Raw genomic sequence first — 18,541 nt, forward strand, 5'->3', positions numbered from 1 at the left:
GCGTTCTACTCTCCGCATTGTACCGTGTCGCTTTCTGGGTCCCGGCTCTGCGCAGCAACGCTTGCGCGTTGCAGCGCGTCCGGGACACGAGAGACGTCGCAGCAACCGCGTTCTACGCCCGTATCACCGTCCCGCCGGTGCCGACAGCGCGCCGTTGGCGTAGCGCTGCCAGTCGGGTGTGGTCGGCTGCGACGGCCAGAACGCGTTGGAGTCGCGGACCGACTGGGTGATCGGGGCGGGTGGTGCCTTGCTTCTGTGGTGGCGGTCGCTCGCGGCGGCGGTCTGGATGGTGGCGGCGGCGATCAGGGTGGCGCCGAGAATGGCAAAGGTCTTTCGCATGATTGTTTCTCCCGTGACGGCGATTCAGGCTGTGAGAAAAATGTCTCCTGTGTTCGCGCTCGTGGCTGACATGGCGATGTGTCCTGCCGGATATCAGCCAGGCCGGTTTGACGATCCGAAGCGTGGCCATCACGTTGGGGCGAGCAAATTTTCTAGCGCCGGCCAAATATTCGGCAATCGCGCCCGCAGCGCCGGTGGACTTGCCCCCGGCAATCCGGTTCAATGAGGTAAATTGAGTTCTCAGGCGACAACGATGTCGAAATATCTGCTGGTCCTTCTCCTGATCGCCTCGCCGGCGGCCGCGCAGGTTAAGCTCACGCCAAAGACCTCGGCAGCGCATCCAGACCCCTGCGCCCCGATCGGGCGGACCGCGGACGGCAAGCTGGTCTACTCCATGAAATGCGAGAATCTGCCGGCGCCGCCTCCACCTCCGCCACAGGCGGAACTGAAGGAGGCGCCCCCTTCGGCCGCGCCCGCCGCCGACCCCGAGCCGGAGGTGCGGCGGAGTGGTATTTTCGGCTGGTCCTACGACCGCAGATGACGGGCCGCGCCACTTGCGCGAAGCCCGATGGAATGCTCTTTGCTTGAAAATTCCCCGTGGGCCCTTGGCCCCCGATCCAGAGAGATGAGATGAGCAAACTCGTTATCCGCGCCGGCGACTTCACCTTCGATGCCCGCTTCGAGGAGCAACTGGCACCCAAGACCGTCGCTGCGTTCCGCAAGGCGCTGCCGTTCGAAAGCCACATCATCCATGTGCGCTGGAGCGGCGAGGGCGTCTGGATGCCGCTCGGCGATCTCGATTTCGGCGTCGGCTACGAGAACCACACCAGCTATCCCGCGCCGGGTCAGATCATCCTCTATCCCGGCGGCATCAGCGAGACCGAGATCCTGCTCGCCTATGGCGGCGTGCACTTCGCCAGCAAAATGGGCCAGCTCGCCGGCAACCATTTCATCACGCTGACCTCGGGCCTCGAGAATCTCGCGACCCTCGGCAAGAGCGTGCTGTGGAAGGGCGCCCTGCCGATCCGCTTCGAGGAAGTCTGAGTGACGGATACTCGCTACCCGCGCGATCTCCGCGGTTACGGCCGCAACCCGCCGCATCCGCAATGGCCCGACAATGCGCGGGTCGCGGTGCAGTTCGTCGTCAATTTCGAGGAGGGCGGCGAGAACAACATCTTGCACGGCGATCGCACCTCGGAAGCGCTTTTGTCCGACGTCCTCGGCGCGCAGCCCTGGCCGGGCAAGCGTCACGCCAATATCGAGTCGATGTTCGAATATGGCTCGCGCGCCGGCTTCTGGCGGCTGTGGCGGGTGTTCAACGCGCGGAAGTGGCCGACCACCGTGTTCGGCGTTGCCACCGCGCTGAAGCGGAATCCGGAGATTGTCGCGGCGATGAAGGAGTCAGGCTGGGACATCGCAAGCCACAGCCTGAAATGGATCGAGCACAAGGACATGACCGAGGCGCAGGAGCGCGCCGAGATCGCCGAGTCGATTCGCGTCCACACCGAGGCGACGGGCTCGCGGCCGCTCGGCTGGTACACCGGGCGCTCCTCGGTCAACACCAACCGCCTCCTGATGGAGGAGGGCGGCTTCCTCTATCTCTGCGACTCCTATGCCGACGATCTGCCCTACTGGGTCGGGGGCGCGAAGGGCAAGCAGCTCATCATTCCCTATACGTTAGACGCCAACGACATGCGCTTCATCAACCCGCAGGGGTTTGCCGAAGGCGAGCAGTTCTTCACCTATCTGAAGGACGCCTTCGACGTGCTCTATGCCGAGGGCGAGACCGCGCCGAAGATGATGTCGGTGGGGCTGCACTGCCGTCTTGCCGGCCGGCCCGGCCGTGCCGCGGGACTGATCCGCTTCCTCGACTATATCGGCAAGCACGATCGCGTCTGGGTGCCGACGCGGCTCCAGATCGCGCAGCACTGGCACGACAAGCATGCCCATCTTGCCGCCGACGCCTTCGAGATCGGGTGAGGACCATGGCGCAAATCTCGCTCGCCGATCTCAATGCTGCTGATAAGGCCAGCTTTGTCGCGGTCCTCGCCAACGTCGTCGAATATTCACCGTGGATTGCGGAGAAACTTGCCGGGCAGCGGCCGTTCGCCGGTATCAACCAGTTGCACTCAGCGCTGATGGCGGCGATCCTGGCTGCCGAGCCCGACGTGCAGCTCGCGCTGATCCGGGCGCATCCCGATCTCGCCAACAAGACCCAGCGTGCAGCGGGGCTCACTGCAGAATCGACAGACGAGCAGAACAGCGCCGGCCTCGACCGTCTCTCGGATGCAGAATACGCCGCGTTCGAGCGCGTCAACAACGCCTATCGCGACAAGTTCGGCTTCCCCTATATCGTCTGCGTGCGCCGTCACACCAGGGATTCCGTGCTGCGCGACTTCGAAACGCGGCTGCGCAATATCGCCAAGACCGAGACGCGGCGTGCGATCGAGGAGATCGGCCGCATCTCCGCGCTGCGGCTCGATCAGCTCGTCGTCGCCGACGACAAGCTGAAAGTGCACGGCCGGCTCTCGACGCATGTGCTCGACAATCACGCCGGAAAGCCTGCAGCCGGCATCCCGGTGGAGCTCGTCGAGCTTGCGAATCTCGGCGAGAGCCGCGTGATCGCGCGCGCCGTGACCAATGCCGATGGTCGCACCGACCAGCCGCTGATCGGCGGCCGTCCGCTGCCGATCGGCCGCTACGAGCTCAAATTCAGCGTTGCCAAATATTACGCCGAGCGCAACGTGCCGTTGTCAGACCCGCCGTTCCTCGACGAGATCCCGCTGCGCTTTGCCATCAGCGAGCCGGAAAGCCACTACCACGTGCCGCTGCTGGTCACGCCGTGGAGCTACTCGACCTATCGCGGCAGTTAATTCCCAAACTTCTCCTGCAGTGCCGGAAACAGCCGGTCCGGCTTGAACGGCGGCGCGGTGAAGCGGATGCCGGTGGCATCCGCGATCGCATTGCCGAGCGCAGCGGTGACCGGATTGTAGGGGCTCTCGCTCATCGACTTGGCGCCGAGCGGCCCGATCGTGTCGGAGGTCTCGGCAAAGAAGACCTCCGTGCGCGGAACGTCTGCGAAGGAGGGCAGGTGGTAGTCGCGGAATTTCGGGTTGGTGACGCGGCCGGTAGCGTCGATCACCATCTCCTCGTAGAGCGCCGCCCCGATCGCCTGCGCGACGCCGCCCTCGACCTGGCCGCGGCACTGCATGGGATTGGCGACGACGCCGGCGTCCGCCGCCTGCACGCTCCGGAGAATCTTGATCTCGCCGGTGCCCTTGTTCACGGCAACGCGAAAGCCCTGGACGTTGAAGCCGACTGAGCGCGGCGTCCCCTCGGAATTGCCGGTGCCTGCGAACGGCTGCCCGCGTTCGCGCGCGAGCTTCGCCAGCTCGGCAAAGGACATGCGCCGCACGCCGCTGACGACTGCTTCGTCGTCGAGCGTGCAGCTCGCGGCGTCGCACAGCCAGGCGCTGGCGGCCACAGCGATCAGTTCGGTCGCGAGCTGCATCGCGGCCGCATGCGTTGCCTTGCCCGCAACGAAGGTGCCCGCACTGCCATAGGCGCCGGTGTCGTGGCCACCATGGGCGGTGTCGGACTGGCGCAGGCGGATGCGGTCGACGGTGGTTGCGAGCGTCGTCGCCGCGATCTGCCGGTGCACGGTGCTGGTGCCGTTACCGAACTCGGCGGTGCCGACGGTGAGGTCGAAGCCGCCGTCATCATTGAGCGCGATCATCGCATCCGCGAGATGGCCGGCCGGCGGCACCGTGTCGATCATGGTCAGCGCGACGCCGTCGCCGATCAGCCACTCCGGCGTCAGGTCCGGCTGCGGGCCGTCGGCCTGCATGGCGCGTTCGACGAGGTCGAGGCATTGGTCGAGCCCGTAGGAGCCAAAGAGCACGTCGTGAAATTCGGACGGCGGCGGCGACAGCATGGGATCGCCTGGTTTGACGACGTTGCGCCGGCGCATGTCGTAGGGGCTGATGCCGAGCTGCCGTGCCAGCTCGTCAATCGCGGCTTCGATCGCGATCTGCGTTTGGGGCAGGCCGTAGCCGCGAAACGCGCCCGACGGCACCGTGTTGGTGTAGACGGCGAAGCCGTCGACCTTCTTGTTAGGACAGTTGTAGACCGCGATGGACTCGGACAGCGAGTGGAACATCACGGGGCCGGCATGATTGCCGTAGGCGCCGGTGTTGGAGAGCACCTCGAGCTGGAGCGCGGTGAGCCGGCCGTCAGCATCGGCGCCAGCCTTGATGTGAACCCGCATGGGATGCCGCGTCGAGGTCGCGATGAACTGCTCCTCGCGGGTCAGCTCCAGCTTGACCGGTCGTCCGGTCTTGAGCGTAGCCAGCGCCAGAATGTCCTCGACGAACATCTCCTGCTTGCCGCCAAAGCCGCCGCCGATGCGCTCGCAGAACACGCGGACCTTGTCCAAGGGGAGCCCAAAGATGTCCGACAGCGCGCGGCGGGTCAGGAACGGCACCTGCGTCGAGGTGCGGACATTGAGCACGCCTGAAGCGTCGAGCCAGGCGAGGCCGCCATGGGTCTCCAGCGCGGCGTGCTGCACGCGGTGACTGTGGAAGGTCGCCCCATAGGTGACGGCAGACGTCGCGAGTGCCGCCGCCACGTCGCCGTATTCGCCATGGGTCTCGGCTGCGAGGTTACGCTGGGGATCGGCGATGCGGTTCGCGGTGGTGCGGTCAGGATGAATGACAGGTGCACCCGGCGCCATCGCCTGCTCCGGATCGATCAGCGCAGGCAGGATTTCGTAATCGACCTTCAGCCGCCGGCACGCCTCCTCGGCGGCGGCCTCGCTCTCGGCGACGACGGCGGCGACCTTCTGGCCGATGAAGCGGACGACGTCATCGAGGATGCGGGTATCCTCCGGATCCATCCAGTCCTTCTCATGCCGCGCGGTCGAGATCAGAACCGACGGTGCATCCTCATGCGTCATGACCGCGTGCACGCCGGGCACGCGTAGCGCGTCCGACTTGTCGATCGCGACGATCTTCGCGTGGGCGTGCGGCGAGCGGAGCAGCTTGATATGCAGCAGGCCGTCGATCTGGGTGTCGAAGGTGTAGCGCGCCTTGCCGCGCACGACGTCGGGGCCTGCTGGGGCCGGAAGGCTGCGGCCGAAGGCAGCGCCGGCCTCGACGCTCTCCTCGACATTGGTCTTGCCGAGCAGCGCGTCCTCGATCGAGCGATAGCCGGTGCAGCGACAGATATTGCCCTTCAGCGCCGATCCGAGATCAGTGCGCTGCGCCTGGTTCAGCGAGGCGCAGGTCAGGATCATGCCGGCGGTGCAGAAGCCGCATTGAAAGCCTTGCGCCTCGAGGAAGGCCTGCTGCATCGGATGCGCGCCATGGTCGCCACCGAGCCCTTCGATCGTGGTGACGGCGCGCCCCTCGGCGCGGAACGCCGGGATCAGGCAGCTGTGCACCGGCTCGCCGTCGAGCAGCACGGTGCAGGCACCGCAATCGCCGGCATCGCAGCCCTTCTTCACGCCGAAATGGCCGAGCTCGCGCAAGAACGTGCGCAGGCACTGGCCGGCGCGCGGCTCTTGCGGGAAGGTCTTGCCGTTGACCTCGAAACTCATGATGGCGTCGCCCCCACGAGTTCGCCGCGAATCTCCTCGGCGAGCCTTAGCGTCATATGCTTGCGCCAGATCGGCTTGCCGTGGATGTCAGTGTGGTACAGATCATCCGGGATCTGCTCTGCGATCGCGTCGCGAAGCGCGCCCGCGTCCGGAGCCTTGCGAAAGGACAGCTGGATCGGTCGCACCGTCGATGCGGTCACCGACAGCGTCAGCGTGCCATCGCTATCCAGGCTGCCGATCAGAAGCGCCGCAGAGCGGCCGACCGGCGCCAGCGAGATCTGGCGAAAGGCCGTGCGGCGCTTCAGCGCGGCAACCGGGATATCGATCTGCCGGATCAGGTCGCCTGGCGTCAGGCGGTTGCGCTGGTTGCCGGTGACGAAGTCGACGACGGGTATCTTCTCTTCACCGCCGTCGGCCTTCCAGATGATGCAGACGCCGTCCAGCGCTGATGTGAGCGAGATCATCGGTCCCGCCGGCAGCGACATGCAGAGATTGCCGCCGACGGTCGCGGTCTTCCAGATCTTGAATGAAGCAAGGAAAGCCCGGCAGCACTGGCCGATCAGCGGGGCTGCGAGCCAATCGGGCGGGCAGGCGAAACCGTCGAGCTGCGTGATGGTGCAGGTGGCGGAGATGGTGAGATGGGTGTCGATGATCGTGAGCGCCGGCCATTTCAGGTCAGTGAGATCGATCAGCCGCTTCAGGTGGACCTGGGGCTCCGAGAACAGCCAGGTGCCACCCGCGAGCCAAGCATCACCTTCCGTCCAGGCGGGCAGCTGCGCGCGCGTTTGCGGATGGGCCACCGTCGTGATGGTATTCAAATCCATGGCTGCGCCAAAGCTTCCGCCCGGTGAATCGTGCAGATGAGTCTTGCAAGACCGGAGCCAAGTCGCAACAAGCAAGTCGTAGCATGAAGGTGATCGGGCCGGCGGCCGCCTTGCCGGCCTTGTCATCAGCGGATGTGAGGAGACCACGATCATGAGCGACGCAAAGCCGATCTGGATCAGGGATCCCCTCGCCATCCTCGCTGACGGCGCCGAGCGCGGGATCGTGGTGAGGGATGGCCGGATTGTCGAGTTCGTGCCGGCCGGCGGCGGGCCTGCGACGGCGGATGTCGCGGTGTTCGACGCGGGCGAGCATGTCGTGCTGCCAGGCCTGATCAACACACATCATCACTTCTATCAGACGCTGACGCGGGCGCTGCCGGCGGCGATGGACCGCGAGCTGTTTCCCTGGCTCCAGGCGCTCTATCCGGTGTGGGCGAGGATGACGCCGGAATCGCTCGAGCTCGGCGTCACCGTGGCGATGTCCGAGCTCCTGCTCTCGGGCTGCACCACCACAACGGATCACCACTATGCGTTCCCCGCGGGGCTCGAGGAGTCCGTCGATATCGAGGTCGCAGTCGCAAAACAGCTCGGTGTCCGGGTGCTGGTCACGCGCGGCTCGATGAACCTGTCGCAGCGCGACGGCGGCCTGCCGCCTGACAGCGTCGTGCAGGATGAGGATACGATCCTCGCCGACAGCGCGCGGGTGGTTGCAAAGCATCACCAGCGCGGCGCGGATGCGATGGTGCAGATCGCGCTGGCGCCATGTTCACCTTTCTCGGTGACGACGTCGCTGATGCGCGCCACCGCCGATCTCGCCGCCAAGCTCGACGTCCGCCTGCACACCCATCTCGCCGAGACCGAGGACGAGAACAAGTTCTGCCAGCAGATGTATGGCTGCCGCCCGCTCGACTATCTCGAGCAATGCGGCTGGCTCAATGCGCGGACCTGGCTCGCCCACGGCATCTTCTTCAATGCGGAGGAGATGAAGCGGCTCGGCAAGGCCAAGACCACCATCAGCCATTGCGCGTGCAGCAATCAAATTCTGGCGTCGGGCTGCTGCCCGGTGTGCGAGATGGAGGAGGCCGGTGTCGGCATCGGCATCGGCGTCGACGGTTCGGCCTCGAACGACGGATCGAATTTGATGCAGGAGGTGCGGGCCGCGTTCCTGCTGCAGCGGGCCCGCTACGGAGTGGCCAAAGTCAGCCACAAGGATGCGCTGCGCTGGGCGACCAAGGGCTCGGCGGCGTGCGTCGGCCGGCCGGAACTGGGCGAGATCGCTGTCGGCAAGGCTGCCGATCTCGCCCTGTTCAAGCTCGACGAGCTGCGCTTCTCCGGCCATGGCGATCCGCTGGCCGCGCTGGTGCTATGCGGGGCGCATCGGGCCGACAGGGTGATGGTGGCGGGACAATGGGCCGTGATCGACGGCGCGATCCCGGGACTGGATGTTCCCGATCTCATTCGCCGCCACAGTTCCGCGGCGCGGGCGATGCAGGCGGGATAATCCGGGCAAAAAAGAAAGAGGGGGCGACCACAAGTGCCGGGTGCTTCTGGCCCCCCCTCCGAACCTCCTCCGGGAGGAGCAGGTGATCTAGGCAATGCAAGAAGCGTGCTACTTGCCCGGAAGCTTGTCGTCGATGCCCTTGACGTAGAAATTCATGCCGAGGATCTGGCCGTCATCGAGGTGATCGCCACCTTTGCACTCGACCGGCTTGCCGTCCTGCCCAACGACCGGGCACTTGAATGGATGCAGCTTGCCCGCTGTGATCGCGGCCTGGGCATCCTCGGCGAGCTTCTTCACGTCGTCAGGCATGTTGGTGTAGGGCGCCATCGCGAACATATGGCTGTCGAGGCCACCCCAGCTGTCCTCGGACTTCCAGGTGCCGGCGAGCTCGGCCTTGACGCGCTCGATGTAGTAAGGGCCCCAGGTGTCCAGGATCGAGGTGAGCTGGGTCTTCGGCCCGAACTTGATCATCTCGGAATCCTGGCCGAAAGCGAGCTTGCCGCGTTCGCTGGCAATCTGCATCGCCGCCGGCGAATCCGTGTGCTGCATGATCACGTCGGCGCCCTGGTCGATCAGCGCCTTGGCGGCGTCGGCCTCCTTGCCCGGGTCGAACCAGGTGTTGGCCCAGATGATCTTGACCTTGATGTTCGGATTGATGGTCTGCGCCGCGAGGATCGTCGCGTTGATGCCGGAGACGACCTCCGGAATCGGGAACGAGCCGATATAGCCGAGCACGCCGGACTTCGACATCTTGGCCGCGATCAGGCCCTGGATGTAGCGGCCCTGCCACCATTTGGCCGAGTAGGTCGACATGTTCGGGTTGCGCTTGTAGCCAGTGGCGTGCTCGAAATGCACGTTCGGATATTTCTTGGCGACTTTCAGCGTCGGGTCCATGTAGCCGAACGAGGTCGTGAAGATCAGTTTGTTGCCGGCGCGGACGAGCTGCTCGATGGAGCGCTCGGCGTCGGGACCTTCCGGCACGTTCTCGAGATAGGTGGTCTCGATCTTGTCCCCCAGCTCCTTCACCAGGGCTTGGCGCGCGAGGTCGTGCTGGTATGTCCAGCCCAAGTCTCCGATCGGACCCAGATAGATGAAGCCGACTTTCAGCTTGTCGGCGGCGGAGGCTGCGCTGACGCTTCCGGCAAGCAAAAGCCCGGCAGCCAGCGCAAGAAGTGATTTCCTCATCATCAATCTCCAAACATCAGGGGACAGCCACGATCCGCAACGTGCGCGCCCCATCGCGCCCGCCGCGGAAATGAAACGCTAGCGGTCCGGCACGAACACGGTGCCGAGCGCGGCCGGCGCGGTCGAGCCGCCGGTGCGCGCGCGTGAGAGCAGGACCAGAACGATGACGGTTGCGAGGTAAGGCAGCGCCGACATGAACTGCGAGGGAATGCCGACGCCCCAGCCCTGCGCGTGCAGTTGCAGGATCGTCACCGCGCCGAACAGGTGGGCGCCGACCACGAGCCGGCCCGGCCGCCAGGACGAAAACACGACCAGTGCCAGCGCGATCCAGCCGCGGCCCGCGGTCATGCCGGGAATGAAGAACGGCGTGTAGGCGAGCGGCAGATAGGCGCCGGCAAGGCCTGCGCAGGCGCCGCCGAACATCACGGCGAAGGTGCGGATGCGCAGCACGGGATAGCCGAGCGCATGCGCGGAGACATGGTTGTCGCCGCAGGCGCGCAAGATCAACCCCGCCCGCGTGCGGTACAGGAACCTCCAGACGCCGACGACGAGCGCGATGGAGAAATAGACGAAGGCGTCCTCGCCGAACAGCACCCGGCCAATCAGCGGCATGTCCGTGAGGCCGGGAATATAGAGGTGCATCGCGGGCGTGATGCGCTCGCCGACGAAGCCGGCGCCGATCAGGCCGGACAGGCCGACGCCGAGGATGGTCAGCGCGAGACCCGTTGCAACCTGGTTGACGGCGAGCCCGAGCGTCATCAGCGCGAACACCAGCGACATCAGCGTGCCCGCGACGATGCCGAACAGCGCGCCGATGAAGATCGATCCGGTCAGCCACGCGCCGGCAAAGCCGCAAGCCGCGCCGACGATCATCATGCCCTCGACGCCGAGATTGAGCACGCCCGAGCGCTCGGTCACGAGCTCGCCGGTCGCCGCGATCAGCAGCGGCGTCGAGGCGGCGAGCACCGCGAGGATGATGGCTTCAACCAGTTCCACGGGCCACCTGTCGGTTCGGGAAAACCAGCTTGAAGCGATAGAGAATAAGCGAATCGCAGCCGAGGACGTAGAATAGCAGGATGCCCTGGAAAACCTTGGTGACGTCCAACGGGATCTTCATCGCGATCTGCGCCTGCTCGCCGCCGATAAAGGTCAATGCGAGAAAAAGGCCTGCAATTAGTATTCCAAGCGGGTTCAGCCGGCCGAGGAAGGCGACGATGATCGCGGTGAAGCCGTAGCCGGGCGAGATGCCGGGCTGGAGATGCCCGACCGGACCCGCGACCTCGATGATGCCGGCGAGTCCGGCGAGCGCGCCCGACACAGCGAAAGTCAGGATGACCAACTGGTTGGCGTTGAAGCCGCCGAACCGTGCGGCGCGTGGCGCCGCGCCGACCACGCGAATCTCAAAGCCCTTGATGGTGCGGCCGAGCAGGATCGCGGCGGCCGCGACGACGAGCAGGGCAATGATCGAGCCGAGATGCAGCCGGCCGCCTTCGATCAGCAGCGGCACCGTTGCCACCGGATCAAATTCCGCTGTGGTCGGGAAGTTGAAGCCGTGCGGATCGCGCCAGGGCCCGCGCACGAGATAGTCGAGGAAGAGGTCGGCGACATAGACCAGCATCAGGCTGGTCAGGATTTCGCTGGCGCCGAACTTCACCTTGCAGATCGCCGGGATCAGCGCATAGAGCGCACCTGCGGCGGCGGCGAGCACGAGCATCGCCGGCAGCACCCAGGCCCCGGCATCGGTGCCCTGCGTCTTCACCGCGATCCAGCTTCCGGCCACCGCGCCGATCAGGAATTGCCCTTCGGCGCCGATGTTCCAGGCATTGGCGAGATAGCAGAGCGACAACCCGATCGCGATCATCACCAGCGGCGTCGCCTTAACCGCGATCTCCTGCAGCGAATAGCCGTCGGTCAACGGCGCGATGAAGTAGGCGTGCAGCGCGAGCAGCGGATTCTTGCCGAGGATCGCGAACAGGATGATCATGGTCACGATCGTGAGGCCGATCGCGATCAGCGGCGAGACCAGCGCGATCGTGTTGGAACGCTCGACGCGCTTCTCAAGCACCAACTGCATGCGCGGCCTCCTTCGGCTCCAGGCTGCTGCCCCCCATCAACAGGCCGAGTTTTTCGCGCGTGGCTTCGCTTGTTGCAAGCGGCGCCGACAGCCGGCCGTGGAACATCACGGCGATCCGATCGGCGATCTCCGCGAGCTCGTCGAGATCCTGGCTGGTGACGAGCACGGCGGCGGCGCCGGCATCGACGCCCCAGGTCGGCTGGCTCACCACCAGCACCGCGGGGTTGCGCAGGATCTCGCGGCCGACGATGAACTTTTGCAAATTGCCGCCGGACAGGCTCGCCGCTTCCGGATCCCGCTTGGCCTTGCGGACGTCGAACGTTTCGGTCGCACGGTCCACGGTCTTTAGTGTCGCCGCGGTGTCGATGAAGCCGTGATGGACCATGCCGCTGGCGGCGTGCCCGGTCAGCAGCGCGTTCTCCGACAGCTTCATGCGCGGCGCGGTGCCGTGGCCGAGCCGTTCCTCCGGGACGAAGGCCGCGCCCAGCTTGCGGCGCTGCGTGATCGAGAGGTGGCCGGCGGCGATGCCTTCGATCACGACGGTGCCGGGGTCGTTCGACAGGCGTTCGCCGGAGAGCGCGGCGAACAACTCGTCCTGGCCATTGCCGGCGACGCCGGCGATGCCGAGGATCTCGCCGCCCTTCAGCTCGAACGAGATGTGCTCGAGCCGCACGCCATGCGCCTCGCTCGGCGCGAGTGAAAGGTCGTTGACGACGAGCCGCGGCACGGTGGTCTTCCGGCCTGCCGGTGCTCTCACTTCCCTGATCTCGCCGCCGACCATCATCCGCGCGAGCGAGGCCGCGGTCTCGAGCCGGGGATTGCAGGTCTCGACCTTCTTGCCGCCGCGCAGGATCGTGGCCGTGTCGCAGAGCCGCTTCACCTCCTCCAGCTTGTGGCTGATGTAGAGGATGGCGCGGCCTTCGGCCTTGAGGCGTTCCAGCACGATGAAGAGCTGGTCGGCCTCCTGCGGCGTCAGCACCGCGGTGGGCTCGTCCAGGATCAGGAATTTCGGATCCTGCATCAGCGCGCGGACGATCTCGATGCGCTGGCGCTCGCCGACCGAGAGTTGCCAGACCTCGCGCCGGGGATCGAGCGGAAGGCCGTAGGTCTTCGAGACCTGCTCCAGCCGCGCCGACATGTCCTTGAAGGATTCCCTGCCGTCGAGGCCGAGCGCGACGTTCTCGGCAACCGTGAGATTGTCGAACAGCGAGAAATGCTGGAACACCATGCCGATGCCGCGGCTGCGCGCTTCCGACGGACCCGACAGCACGATTCGTTCGCCCTGCCAGCGAATCTCGCCGGCGCTGGGCTGGATCAGCCCGTAGATCGCCTTGACCAGCGTCGACTTGCCGGCGCCGTTCTCGCCGAGCAGAGCGTGGATTTCCTTGGGCCAGATACCAATGTCGATGGAATCGTTGGCGAGGAAATCACCATAGCGCTTGGTGAGCCCGATCGTCTGAAGCAGAGGGGGCTCGCCGGAATGCAGGTCGTTGGACGTCAGATCTAACATTCGCTGATGCGCTGGCACGGGGTGAAGTGCCTCAATTGTGGGCTAGTTTGAACCGTCGCGTAAGATGTGAAAAAGCGTCATCCCTTGCTCAACGCTTCGGCAGGCGGTCTGTGTCGCGAGTCGCGGCCCTTGTCAGTCGATGATCGTCTCCAGCCGACATCAGGGAGAGCCATTGCGGCGGCCTCCTGCGAGAGACGCCTGTTGCAAATTTGTGACGGCTCAAACCAAATCGGAACCCGCTGTGCAGGCCTGACGTGAAGTTGAGCAAAGTCGCGCCGGCACGCGTATGCAATTCCCGACCAGGCCAACGGTCGCTATCGTCAATTGTGTCTGCATTCTTGCGCCGCCACAAAAGACAAATGAAATCAAACGGGAATCTTCGGCATCGCGTCACCGCACGCACGCAGCAGCGAAACGGAAAAAATCCTCGAATTCCTGGGTTGAAAGGCCGCCTCCTGCCGAAACAAGCGGCATGCCTTGAAAAAAGTTGAGGCTTCTCACTCCGGGAGATCGGCGCAAGTGTCGCACCCAAGGGGCGTTCATTTTTACGTGTCCAAACTTGGGGGTATTCAGGATGTCGTTTGGTTTCAAGGCAATCGCAGCCGCGGCGCTGTCGATTGCTACACTCGCTACCGGTGGGCTGGCTGAGGCAGCGGACCTGCCGGTCAAGGCTGCCAAGAAAGCGTCGGACGTCCCGTTCTTCCTGGTGATCGACAACCGCGTCACGTTCTCCTGGATGCCCAAGGGCACTGACCCCGGCATGTGGAGCGTCAATCCGAACGGCAGCATCAACGGTACGACCGCCAAGCAGGTCTATTCGTTCACGCACTTCGACCTCTGGGCCTACGGCACCAACTTCTTCACCATCTCGATGTTCAAGTCGGGTCATAACGACCCTGCTTCGCCCTGTATCGCACCTGGTCTGTCTTCCTCCTTCGGTGCAGCCGACTGCGCCGGCGCGACCGAGATCTACGCCCTGTTCCGCTCGACCTTCGGCTGGAACCAGCTCTTCAACACCAAGGCCTTCACCATGGGGCCGCTGCAGAACATTTCGTTTGAAGTCGGTATGGATGGCAATTCCGAGAACACCTTCTTGGCGCCCGCGAAGCGGGACGTCGTTGCCGGTCTCCAGTTCGCCTTCGACCTTCCTTACAAGGGCTACATCAACGTCGCGCCCTTGATGTACTGGGAGTTCTCCAACCACAACGCCTTCACTCAGTGCGGCAGCGGTTTTGCTGGCCCCCTCCCGGGTGTGAGCTGTAACTCCGATGGCAATGTCAGCTACAACCCGACCTGGGCCGTCGAAATCAACTACTACATGGACCTCGGCTTCCTGCCGCCGAACATGCAGTTCTGGTCGATCAGCGGCCGCGCCGGCTGGTACGGAGCGAAGGGCGACTCGAACGGCCTTCCCGCGCTCTCCGGCCCTGGCCGGTTCTCTACTGCTTCCAAGGTCGAGTTGAACAGCGAACCGATCCGTCTGACCTTCGACGCTTCGAAGGCCGCCTGGGGTGACAAGTACTCGCACTTCGTCGATCTCTGGGTTGCCTATCGCTACTGGCAGAACAAGTTCGGCCTCGACCACAACGCCATGCCCGGCGTCTGCACGGTCGCCGCGACCGGCCAGAGCACCAACAGCTGCACCGAGTCCACGGTGTACGGTGGCGTCACTGTGAAGTTCTGATCGACTGAATGTCTCCAGGTTTGAATAACGCCGCGCAGGAATGCGCGGCGTTATTAGCGTTTCCGAGCGTAGGGTGGGCAAAGGCGCAATGCGCCGTGGCCACCATCTTCCCAGATAGTTAGTTATCGGTGGGCACGCTTCGCTTTGCCCACCCTACGAAGTCGAGTTGTTGAGCTCGCTACTTGGTCCACACGCCGTCGTGCAGCGCCTCGGCCTCGTCCTCAAGCAGCGGCCCGACGACTTCCGTCGATCGCTGGCCGCTGGCAAAGACCTCGCGACAGGGCAGGTCGAGCGTCGGGTTCTCCGGATGGTTGCCGGTGACGCCGCGCAGGCGGTGCTCGCTGGGCCGTAAACCACGCGGCCGATGCCGACCCAGTAGATCGCACCGGCGCACATCGCGCAGGGTTCTGCGGAGGAATAGAGCGTGGATGTCGCCAGCACCTCGCGGCTGAGCGTACGGCAGGCCTGCGTGGCCGCCAGGCGCTCGGCATGCGCAGTGCCGTCGTGGTCGGGCATGTAGCCGTTCTCGGTCTCGATCAGCACCTTGCCATCGGCATCAACGACGACGCAGCCGAACGGATGGTTGCCATGGGTGAGGGAGCGGCGCGCGACCGTGAAGGACAGGCGGAGGAAGTGCTCGTCGCGCTCGGATCCGCCGCTCATCGCTCTTCCTTGGTCAATGCCCCGCCATATGCCGACCGACCACGGTCAGATCGGCTTCGCTGGTTCGTGCTTCATACACGAATTCGCCGTGGAACATCACCACCAGCCGATCGGAGAGTTCGAGCAATTCGTCGAGGTCTTCGCTGACGAGCAGCACGGCGGCGCCACGGTTGCGGGCGGCCATGATCTCGGCGTGGATCTGCGCCACCGCCGCGAAGTCGAGGCCGAAGCAGGGATTGGCCGCGATCAGCACCTCGACGTTGCCGCCAAGCTCGCGCGCCAGCACGGCGCGCTGGACGTTGCCGCCCGACAGCGCCGCGATCGGCGTATCGGGCGTGCGGGTCTTGATCTTGTACTGGGCGATCTTCTTCTTCGCATCGTCCCGGAAGGCGCCGCGGTTGAGCCACCAGCCGAGGCTTGCGAAGGGCGCGCGGTCGAATTCGCGGAAGGCGATGTTGTCGGCGACGCTCATGCCGCCGACGCAGGCGTTCTTCAGCGGCTCCTCGGGCAGCAGCGACATCTTGTGGCGGCGCATCTCTTCGCGGCTGGCGTGATAGGGATCGCCTGCGACGCGGATCTCGCCGCTCTCGGCTTCGCGCTGGCCGGCCAGCACCTCGACAAGCTGACGCTGGCCGTTGCCGGAGACGCCAGCGATGCCGACGATCTCGCCGGCGCGCACGGTGAGCGAGACGTCATGGACGGCCATGGCGCCGGCATCGTCGAGCGCGCGGAGCTTTTCCAGCTCCAAACGCGCCTTGCCGGCTTCGCCGGTGCGCGGCGGCTGCACGGTCAGTTCTTCGGCGCCGATCATGGTTCGCGCCATCGCATCCGGTGTGAGTTCGGAAACCTTGCCGGCACCTGCGAGCTTGCCGCGGCGCAGGATCGTGACGTCGTCGGCGAAGGCCATGACCTCGCGGAATTTGTGCGTGATCATCAGGATGGTCAGCTCGCCCTTGACGACCATGTCGCGGAGCATGCCAAGAACTTCGTCGGCCTCCGCCGGCGTCAGCACCGAGGTCGGCTCGTCCAGGATCAGGAAGCGGCGCTTCAGATAGAGCTGCTTGAGGATCTCGCATTTCTGCCGCTCCCCGGCGGAGATGTCGGAGACCTTGGCGCCGAGCGGCACCTTGAACGGCATCCGCGCCAGAAAAGCCTCGAGCTCCTTCATCTCCTTCGACCAGTTCACCACGGCCGGCACATCGTCGCGGGCCAGCACGAGGTTTTCGGCGACCGTCATGGCCGGCACCAGGGTGAAATGCTGGTAGACCATGCCGAGGCCGAGCGCGTGGGCATCCTTTGGATTTGCGATCGCCTGCTCGCGGCCGCCGACGAGGATGTCGCCTTCGGTCGCGTGGTAATAGCCGATGATGCATTTGACGAGCGTCGACTTGCCGGCGCCGTTCTCGCCAAGGAGCGCGTGGAACGAGCCCGGCCGTACCTTCAGCTCGACATTGTCGAGCGCGAGGAAGTCACCGAAGCGCATGGTCATGGCGATGGCGTCGACGCCGAAGGCGCCCGCTGGCGGCGGCGTTTCGCCGATGATCACGAAATAGCTCCGATGAAGGCGTCCGACGTCGAGACAGCGCCGAACACGCCGCCCTGCATCTTGATCATCTTCAGTGCATGGTCGTGGTTGCTCTTGTCGGTCGCGCCGCAGCAATCGTGCAGCAGGACGCATTCGAAGCCGCGGTCGTTGGCCTCGCGCATGGTGGTGTGAACGCAGACGTCGGTCGTGATGCCGGTCAGCACGATATTCTCGATGCCGCGCACGCGCAGGATCAGCTCCAGGTCGGTGGCGCAGAACGAGCCCTTGCCGGGCTTGTCGATGATGGGCTCGCCTGACAGCGGCGCCAGCTCCGGGATGATGTCCCAGCCGGGCTCGCCGCGAACGAGAATACGTCCGCAAGGGCCGGGGTCGCCGATGCCGGCGCCGATCTGGCGCGAGCGCCAGCGCTTGTTGGCGGGAAGGTCGGAGAGATCGGGGCGATGGCCCTCGCGAGTATGGATGATGTGGAAGCCTTGGGCGCGCATGGCCGCGAGCAGCTTCTTGATCGGCTCGATCGGCGCCCGCGTCAGCGAGAGGTCATAGCCCATCTTGTCGACATAGCCGCCGACACCGCAGAAATCGGTCTGCATGTCGATGATGATGAGCGCGGTGTTTTCGGGACGGAGATCGCCATTGTAGGGCCAGGCGTAGGGCTCGGACTTGAGATAGCGCTCGGGCATGATTTCGCTCTCTAGCGGGTGATCGACAATTCGGCCGGGGCTCCGGTCAGCGTGCGTTTCGGCGAGCAGGTGATGATCATGATCGCCAGCGTCAGGATGTAGGGGGCGGCGTTGAAGAGGTGGTAGCCGGAGGTGACGCCGACCGATTGCAGTGCAGGGCCCAGGGCCGCGGCACCGCCGAAGGCGAGCGAGGCCCACAGGCAGAGCAGAGGATCCCAGCGCGCGAAGATCACGAGGGCCACGGCCGTGATGCCCTGGCCGGAGGAGAGGCCCTCGTTCCAACTTCCGGGATAAAACAGCGACAGGAAGGAGCCGCCGATGCCGGCGAGGAAGCCTCCGACCATGGTGGCGCGCAGGCGGATCAGCAGCGCGGAATGGCCCATCGCACGCGCGGCGTCAGAACTCTCGCCGGCGGTGCGGATCAAAAGGCCCCAGCGCGTGGTGCGGAAGGCCCAATAGAGGATCGGCGCGAGCGCGACGCCGATCAGGAACAGGACGTTGACGCGTAGCGCGGCGCGGACCTGTGGGATGTCGCTCCACCAGCCAAAATCGATCGCGGGCAGGCGCGGCGCAGTGGGCTCGATCAGCGGCTTGCCGAGATAGAAGGCAAGGCCGGTGCCGAACAGCATCAGCGCGATGCCGACCGCGATATCGTTGACGCGGGGCAGCGAGCAGATGCCGGCGTGCAATGCGCCCAGCAACGCACCAGTGATGCCGGCGGCGAGCACGCCAAGCCAGGGCGATCCCGTGAGATAGGAGATGCCGTAGGCGCTCATCGCGCCCATCACCAGCGTGCCCTCAAGGCCGAGATTGATGCGGCCGGAGCGCTCGGTGATGCATTCGCCCAGGCTCACGAACAGGAATGGCGTGGAGACGCGGATGGCGCCGCCGAGCACGGCGAGGGGAACAGTCCAGAGGCCGATCGATCCGTCTGCCATC

Annotated in this window: 17 protein-coding genes and 1 pseudogene; 7 read left to right on the top strand and 11 right to left on the bottom strand. The window is 65.2% G+C overall.

The features are described from left to right. Positions 1–123 precede the first annotated feature (123 nt). Positions 124–339, bottom strand: coding sequence for a hypothetical protein (locus HAP41_RS15185; RefSeq protein ID WP_166100363.1), 216 nt, complete (start codon positions 337–339; stop codon positions 124–126). Between HAP41_RS15185 and HAP41_RS15190 the strand changes: the two genes are divergently transcribed. The 5 genes from HAP41_RS15190 (at position 320) to uraD (ending at position 3,212) form a co-directional block, all read left to right on the top strand. After that, on the top strand, positions 320–565 hold the full coding sequence (locus HAP41_RS15190; protein ID WP_166100360.1) for a hypothetical protein: 246 nt from the start codon (positions 320–322) through the stop codon (positions 563–565). The two genes, HAP41_RS15185 and HAP41_RS15190, sit on opposite strands and share 20 nt — an antisense overlap. A 27-nt stretch (positions 566–592) precedes the next feature. Continuing rightward, on the top strand, positions 593–880 hold the full coding sequence (locus HAP41_RS15195; protein ID WP_166100356.1) for a hypothetical protein: 288 nt from the start codon (positions 593–595) through the stop codon (positions 878–880). An 89-nt stretch (positions 881–969) separates the two neighbouring features. Then, complete coding sequence (locus HAP41_RS15200) at positions 970–1,383, top strand: DUF3830 family protein (RefSeq protein ID WP_014493672.1); 414 nt, start codon at positions 970–972, stop codon at positions 1,381–1,383. Further along, complete coding sequence (puuE, locus tag HAP41_RS15205) at positions 1,384–2,319, top strand: allantoinase PuuE (protein WP_166100353.1); 936 nt, start codon at positions 1,384–1,386, stop codon at positions 2,317–2,319. 5 nt (positions 2,320–2,324) lie between these two features. Further along, positions 2,325–3,212, top strand: a complete 888-nt coding sequence (gene uraD / locus HAP41_RS15210; RefSeq protein WP_166100345.1) for a 2-oxo-4-hydroxy-4-carboxy-5-ureidoimidazoline decarboxylase — start codon at positions 2,325–2,327, stop codon at positions 3,210–3,212. Here the strand turns inward: uraD and HAP41_RS15215 are convergent. Together HAP41_RS15215 and HAP41_RS15220 are read right to left on the bottom strand one after the other, a co-directional pair. Further along, entirely contained in the window at positions 3,209–5,935 is a 2,727-nt protein-coding gene (locus HAP41_RS15215) for a molybdopterin-dependent oxidoreductase (protein WP_166100342.1), read from the bottom strand. The genes uraD and HAP41_RS15215 overlap by 4 nt on opposite strands. Continuing rightward, positions 5,932–6,759 carry an FAD binding domain-containing protein gene (locus HAP41_RS15220; RefSeq protein ID WP_166100338.1) on the bottom strand — a complete coding sequence of 276 codons (828 nt, stop codon included), beginning with the start codon at positions 6,757–6,759 and terminating at the stop codon, positions 5,932–5,934. The genes HAP41_RS15215 and HAP41_RS15220 overlap by 4 nt, the downstream gene beginning before the upstream one ends. 151 nt (positions 6,760–6,910) lie before the next feature. Between HAP41_RS15220 and HAP41_RS15225 the strand changes: the two genes are divergently transcribed. Beyond that, the gene (locus tag HAP41_RS15225) at positions 6,911–8,260 is read left to right on the top strand and encodes an 8-oxoguanine deaminase (RefSeq protein ID WP_166100331.1); all 1,350 of its coding nucleotides are present in this window, start codon (positions 6,911–6,913) and stop codon (positions 8,258–8,260) included. 108 nt (positions 8,261–8,368) lie between these two features. On the opposite strand, the gene HAP41_RS15230 is transcribed toward HAP41_RS15225, so the two are convergent. From HAP41_RS15230 to HAP41_RS15245, 4 genes are all read right to left on the bottom strand, one after another. Next, positions 8,369–9,445 (bottom strand): BMP family ABC transporter substrate-binding protein, encoded by a 1,077-nt coding sequence (locus HAP41_RS15230; protein WP_063986211.1) that lies wholly within the window; start codon positions 9,443–9,445, stop codon positions 8,369–8,371. A gap of 78 nt (positions 9,446–9,523) precedes the next feature. Beyond that, entirely contained in the window at positions 9,524–10,441 is a 918-nt protein-coding gene (locus HAP41_RS15235; RefSeq protein WP_166100315.1) for an ABC transporter permease, read from the bottom strand. After that, a complete protein-coding gene (locus HAP41_RS15240) occupies positions 10,428–11,519 on the bottom strand; it encodes an ABC transporter permease (RefSeq protein WP_166100311.1) in 1,092 nt (363 codons plus the stop codon). The genes HAP41_RS15235 and HAP41_RS15240 overlap by 14 nt, the downstream gene beginning before the upstream one ends. Beyond that, on the bottom strand, positions 11,503–13,029 hold the full coding sequence (locus HAP41_RS15245; protein WP_166100308.1) for an ABC transporter ATP-binding protein: 1,527 nt from the start codon (positions 13,027–13,029) through the stop codon (positions 11,503–11,505). The genes HAP41_RS15240 and HAP41_RS15245 overlap by 17 nt, the downstream gene beginning before the upstream one ends. Before the next feature lie 574 nt (positions 13,030–13,603). Between HAP41_RS15245 and HAP41_RS15250 the strand changes: the two genes are divergently transcribed. After that, positions 13,604–14,713 (top strand): hypothetical protein, encoded by a 1,110-nt coding sequence (locus tag HAP41_RS15250; RefSeq protein ID WP_166100299.1) that lies wholly within the window; start codon positions 13,604–13,606, stop codon positions 14,711–14,713. 178 nt (positions 14,714–14,891) lie between these two features. On the opposite strand, the pseudogene HAP41_RS15255 reads toward HAP41_RS15250, so the two are convergent. From HAP41_RS15255 to HAP41_RS15270, 4 genes and pseudogenes are all read right to left on the bottom strand, one after another. Next, a pseudogene (locus HAP41_RS15255) lies at positions 14,892–15,376 on the bottom strand (nucleoside deaminase). A gap of 13 nt (positions 15,377–15,389) precedes the next feature. Further along, a complete protein-coding gene (locus HAP41_RS15260; RefSeq protein ID WP_166100296.1) occupies positions 15,390–16,922 on the bottom strand; it encodes an ABC transporter ATP-binding protein in 1,533 nt (510 codons plus the stop codon). After that, positions 16,919–17,602, bottom strand: coding sequence for a biuret amidohydrolase (gene biuH / locus HAP41_RS15265; protein ID WP_166100293.1), 684 nt, complete (start codon positions 17,600–17,602; stop codon positions 16,919–16,921). Before biuH ends, HAP41_RS15260 begins: the two co-directional genes overlap by 4 nt. Before the next feature lie 11 nt (positions 17,603–17,613). Further along, a complete protein-coding gene (locus tag HAP41_RS15270; protein WP_166100289.1) occupies positions 17,614–18,540 on the bottom strand; it encodes an ABC transporter permease in 927 nt (308 codons plus the stop codon). Position 18,541 lies beyond the last annotated feature (1 nt).

The sequence above is a fragment of the Bradyrhizobium barranii subsp. apii genome (assembly GCF_011516635.5).
Classification (GTDB): Bacteria; Pseudomonadota; Alphaproteobacteria; order Rhizobiales; family Xanthobacteraceae; genus Bradyrhizobium; species Bradyrhizobium barranii.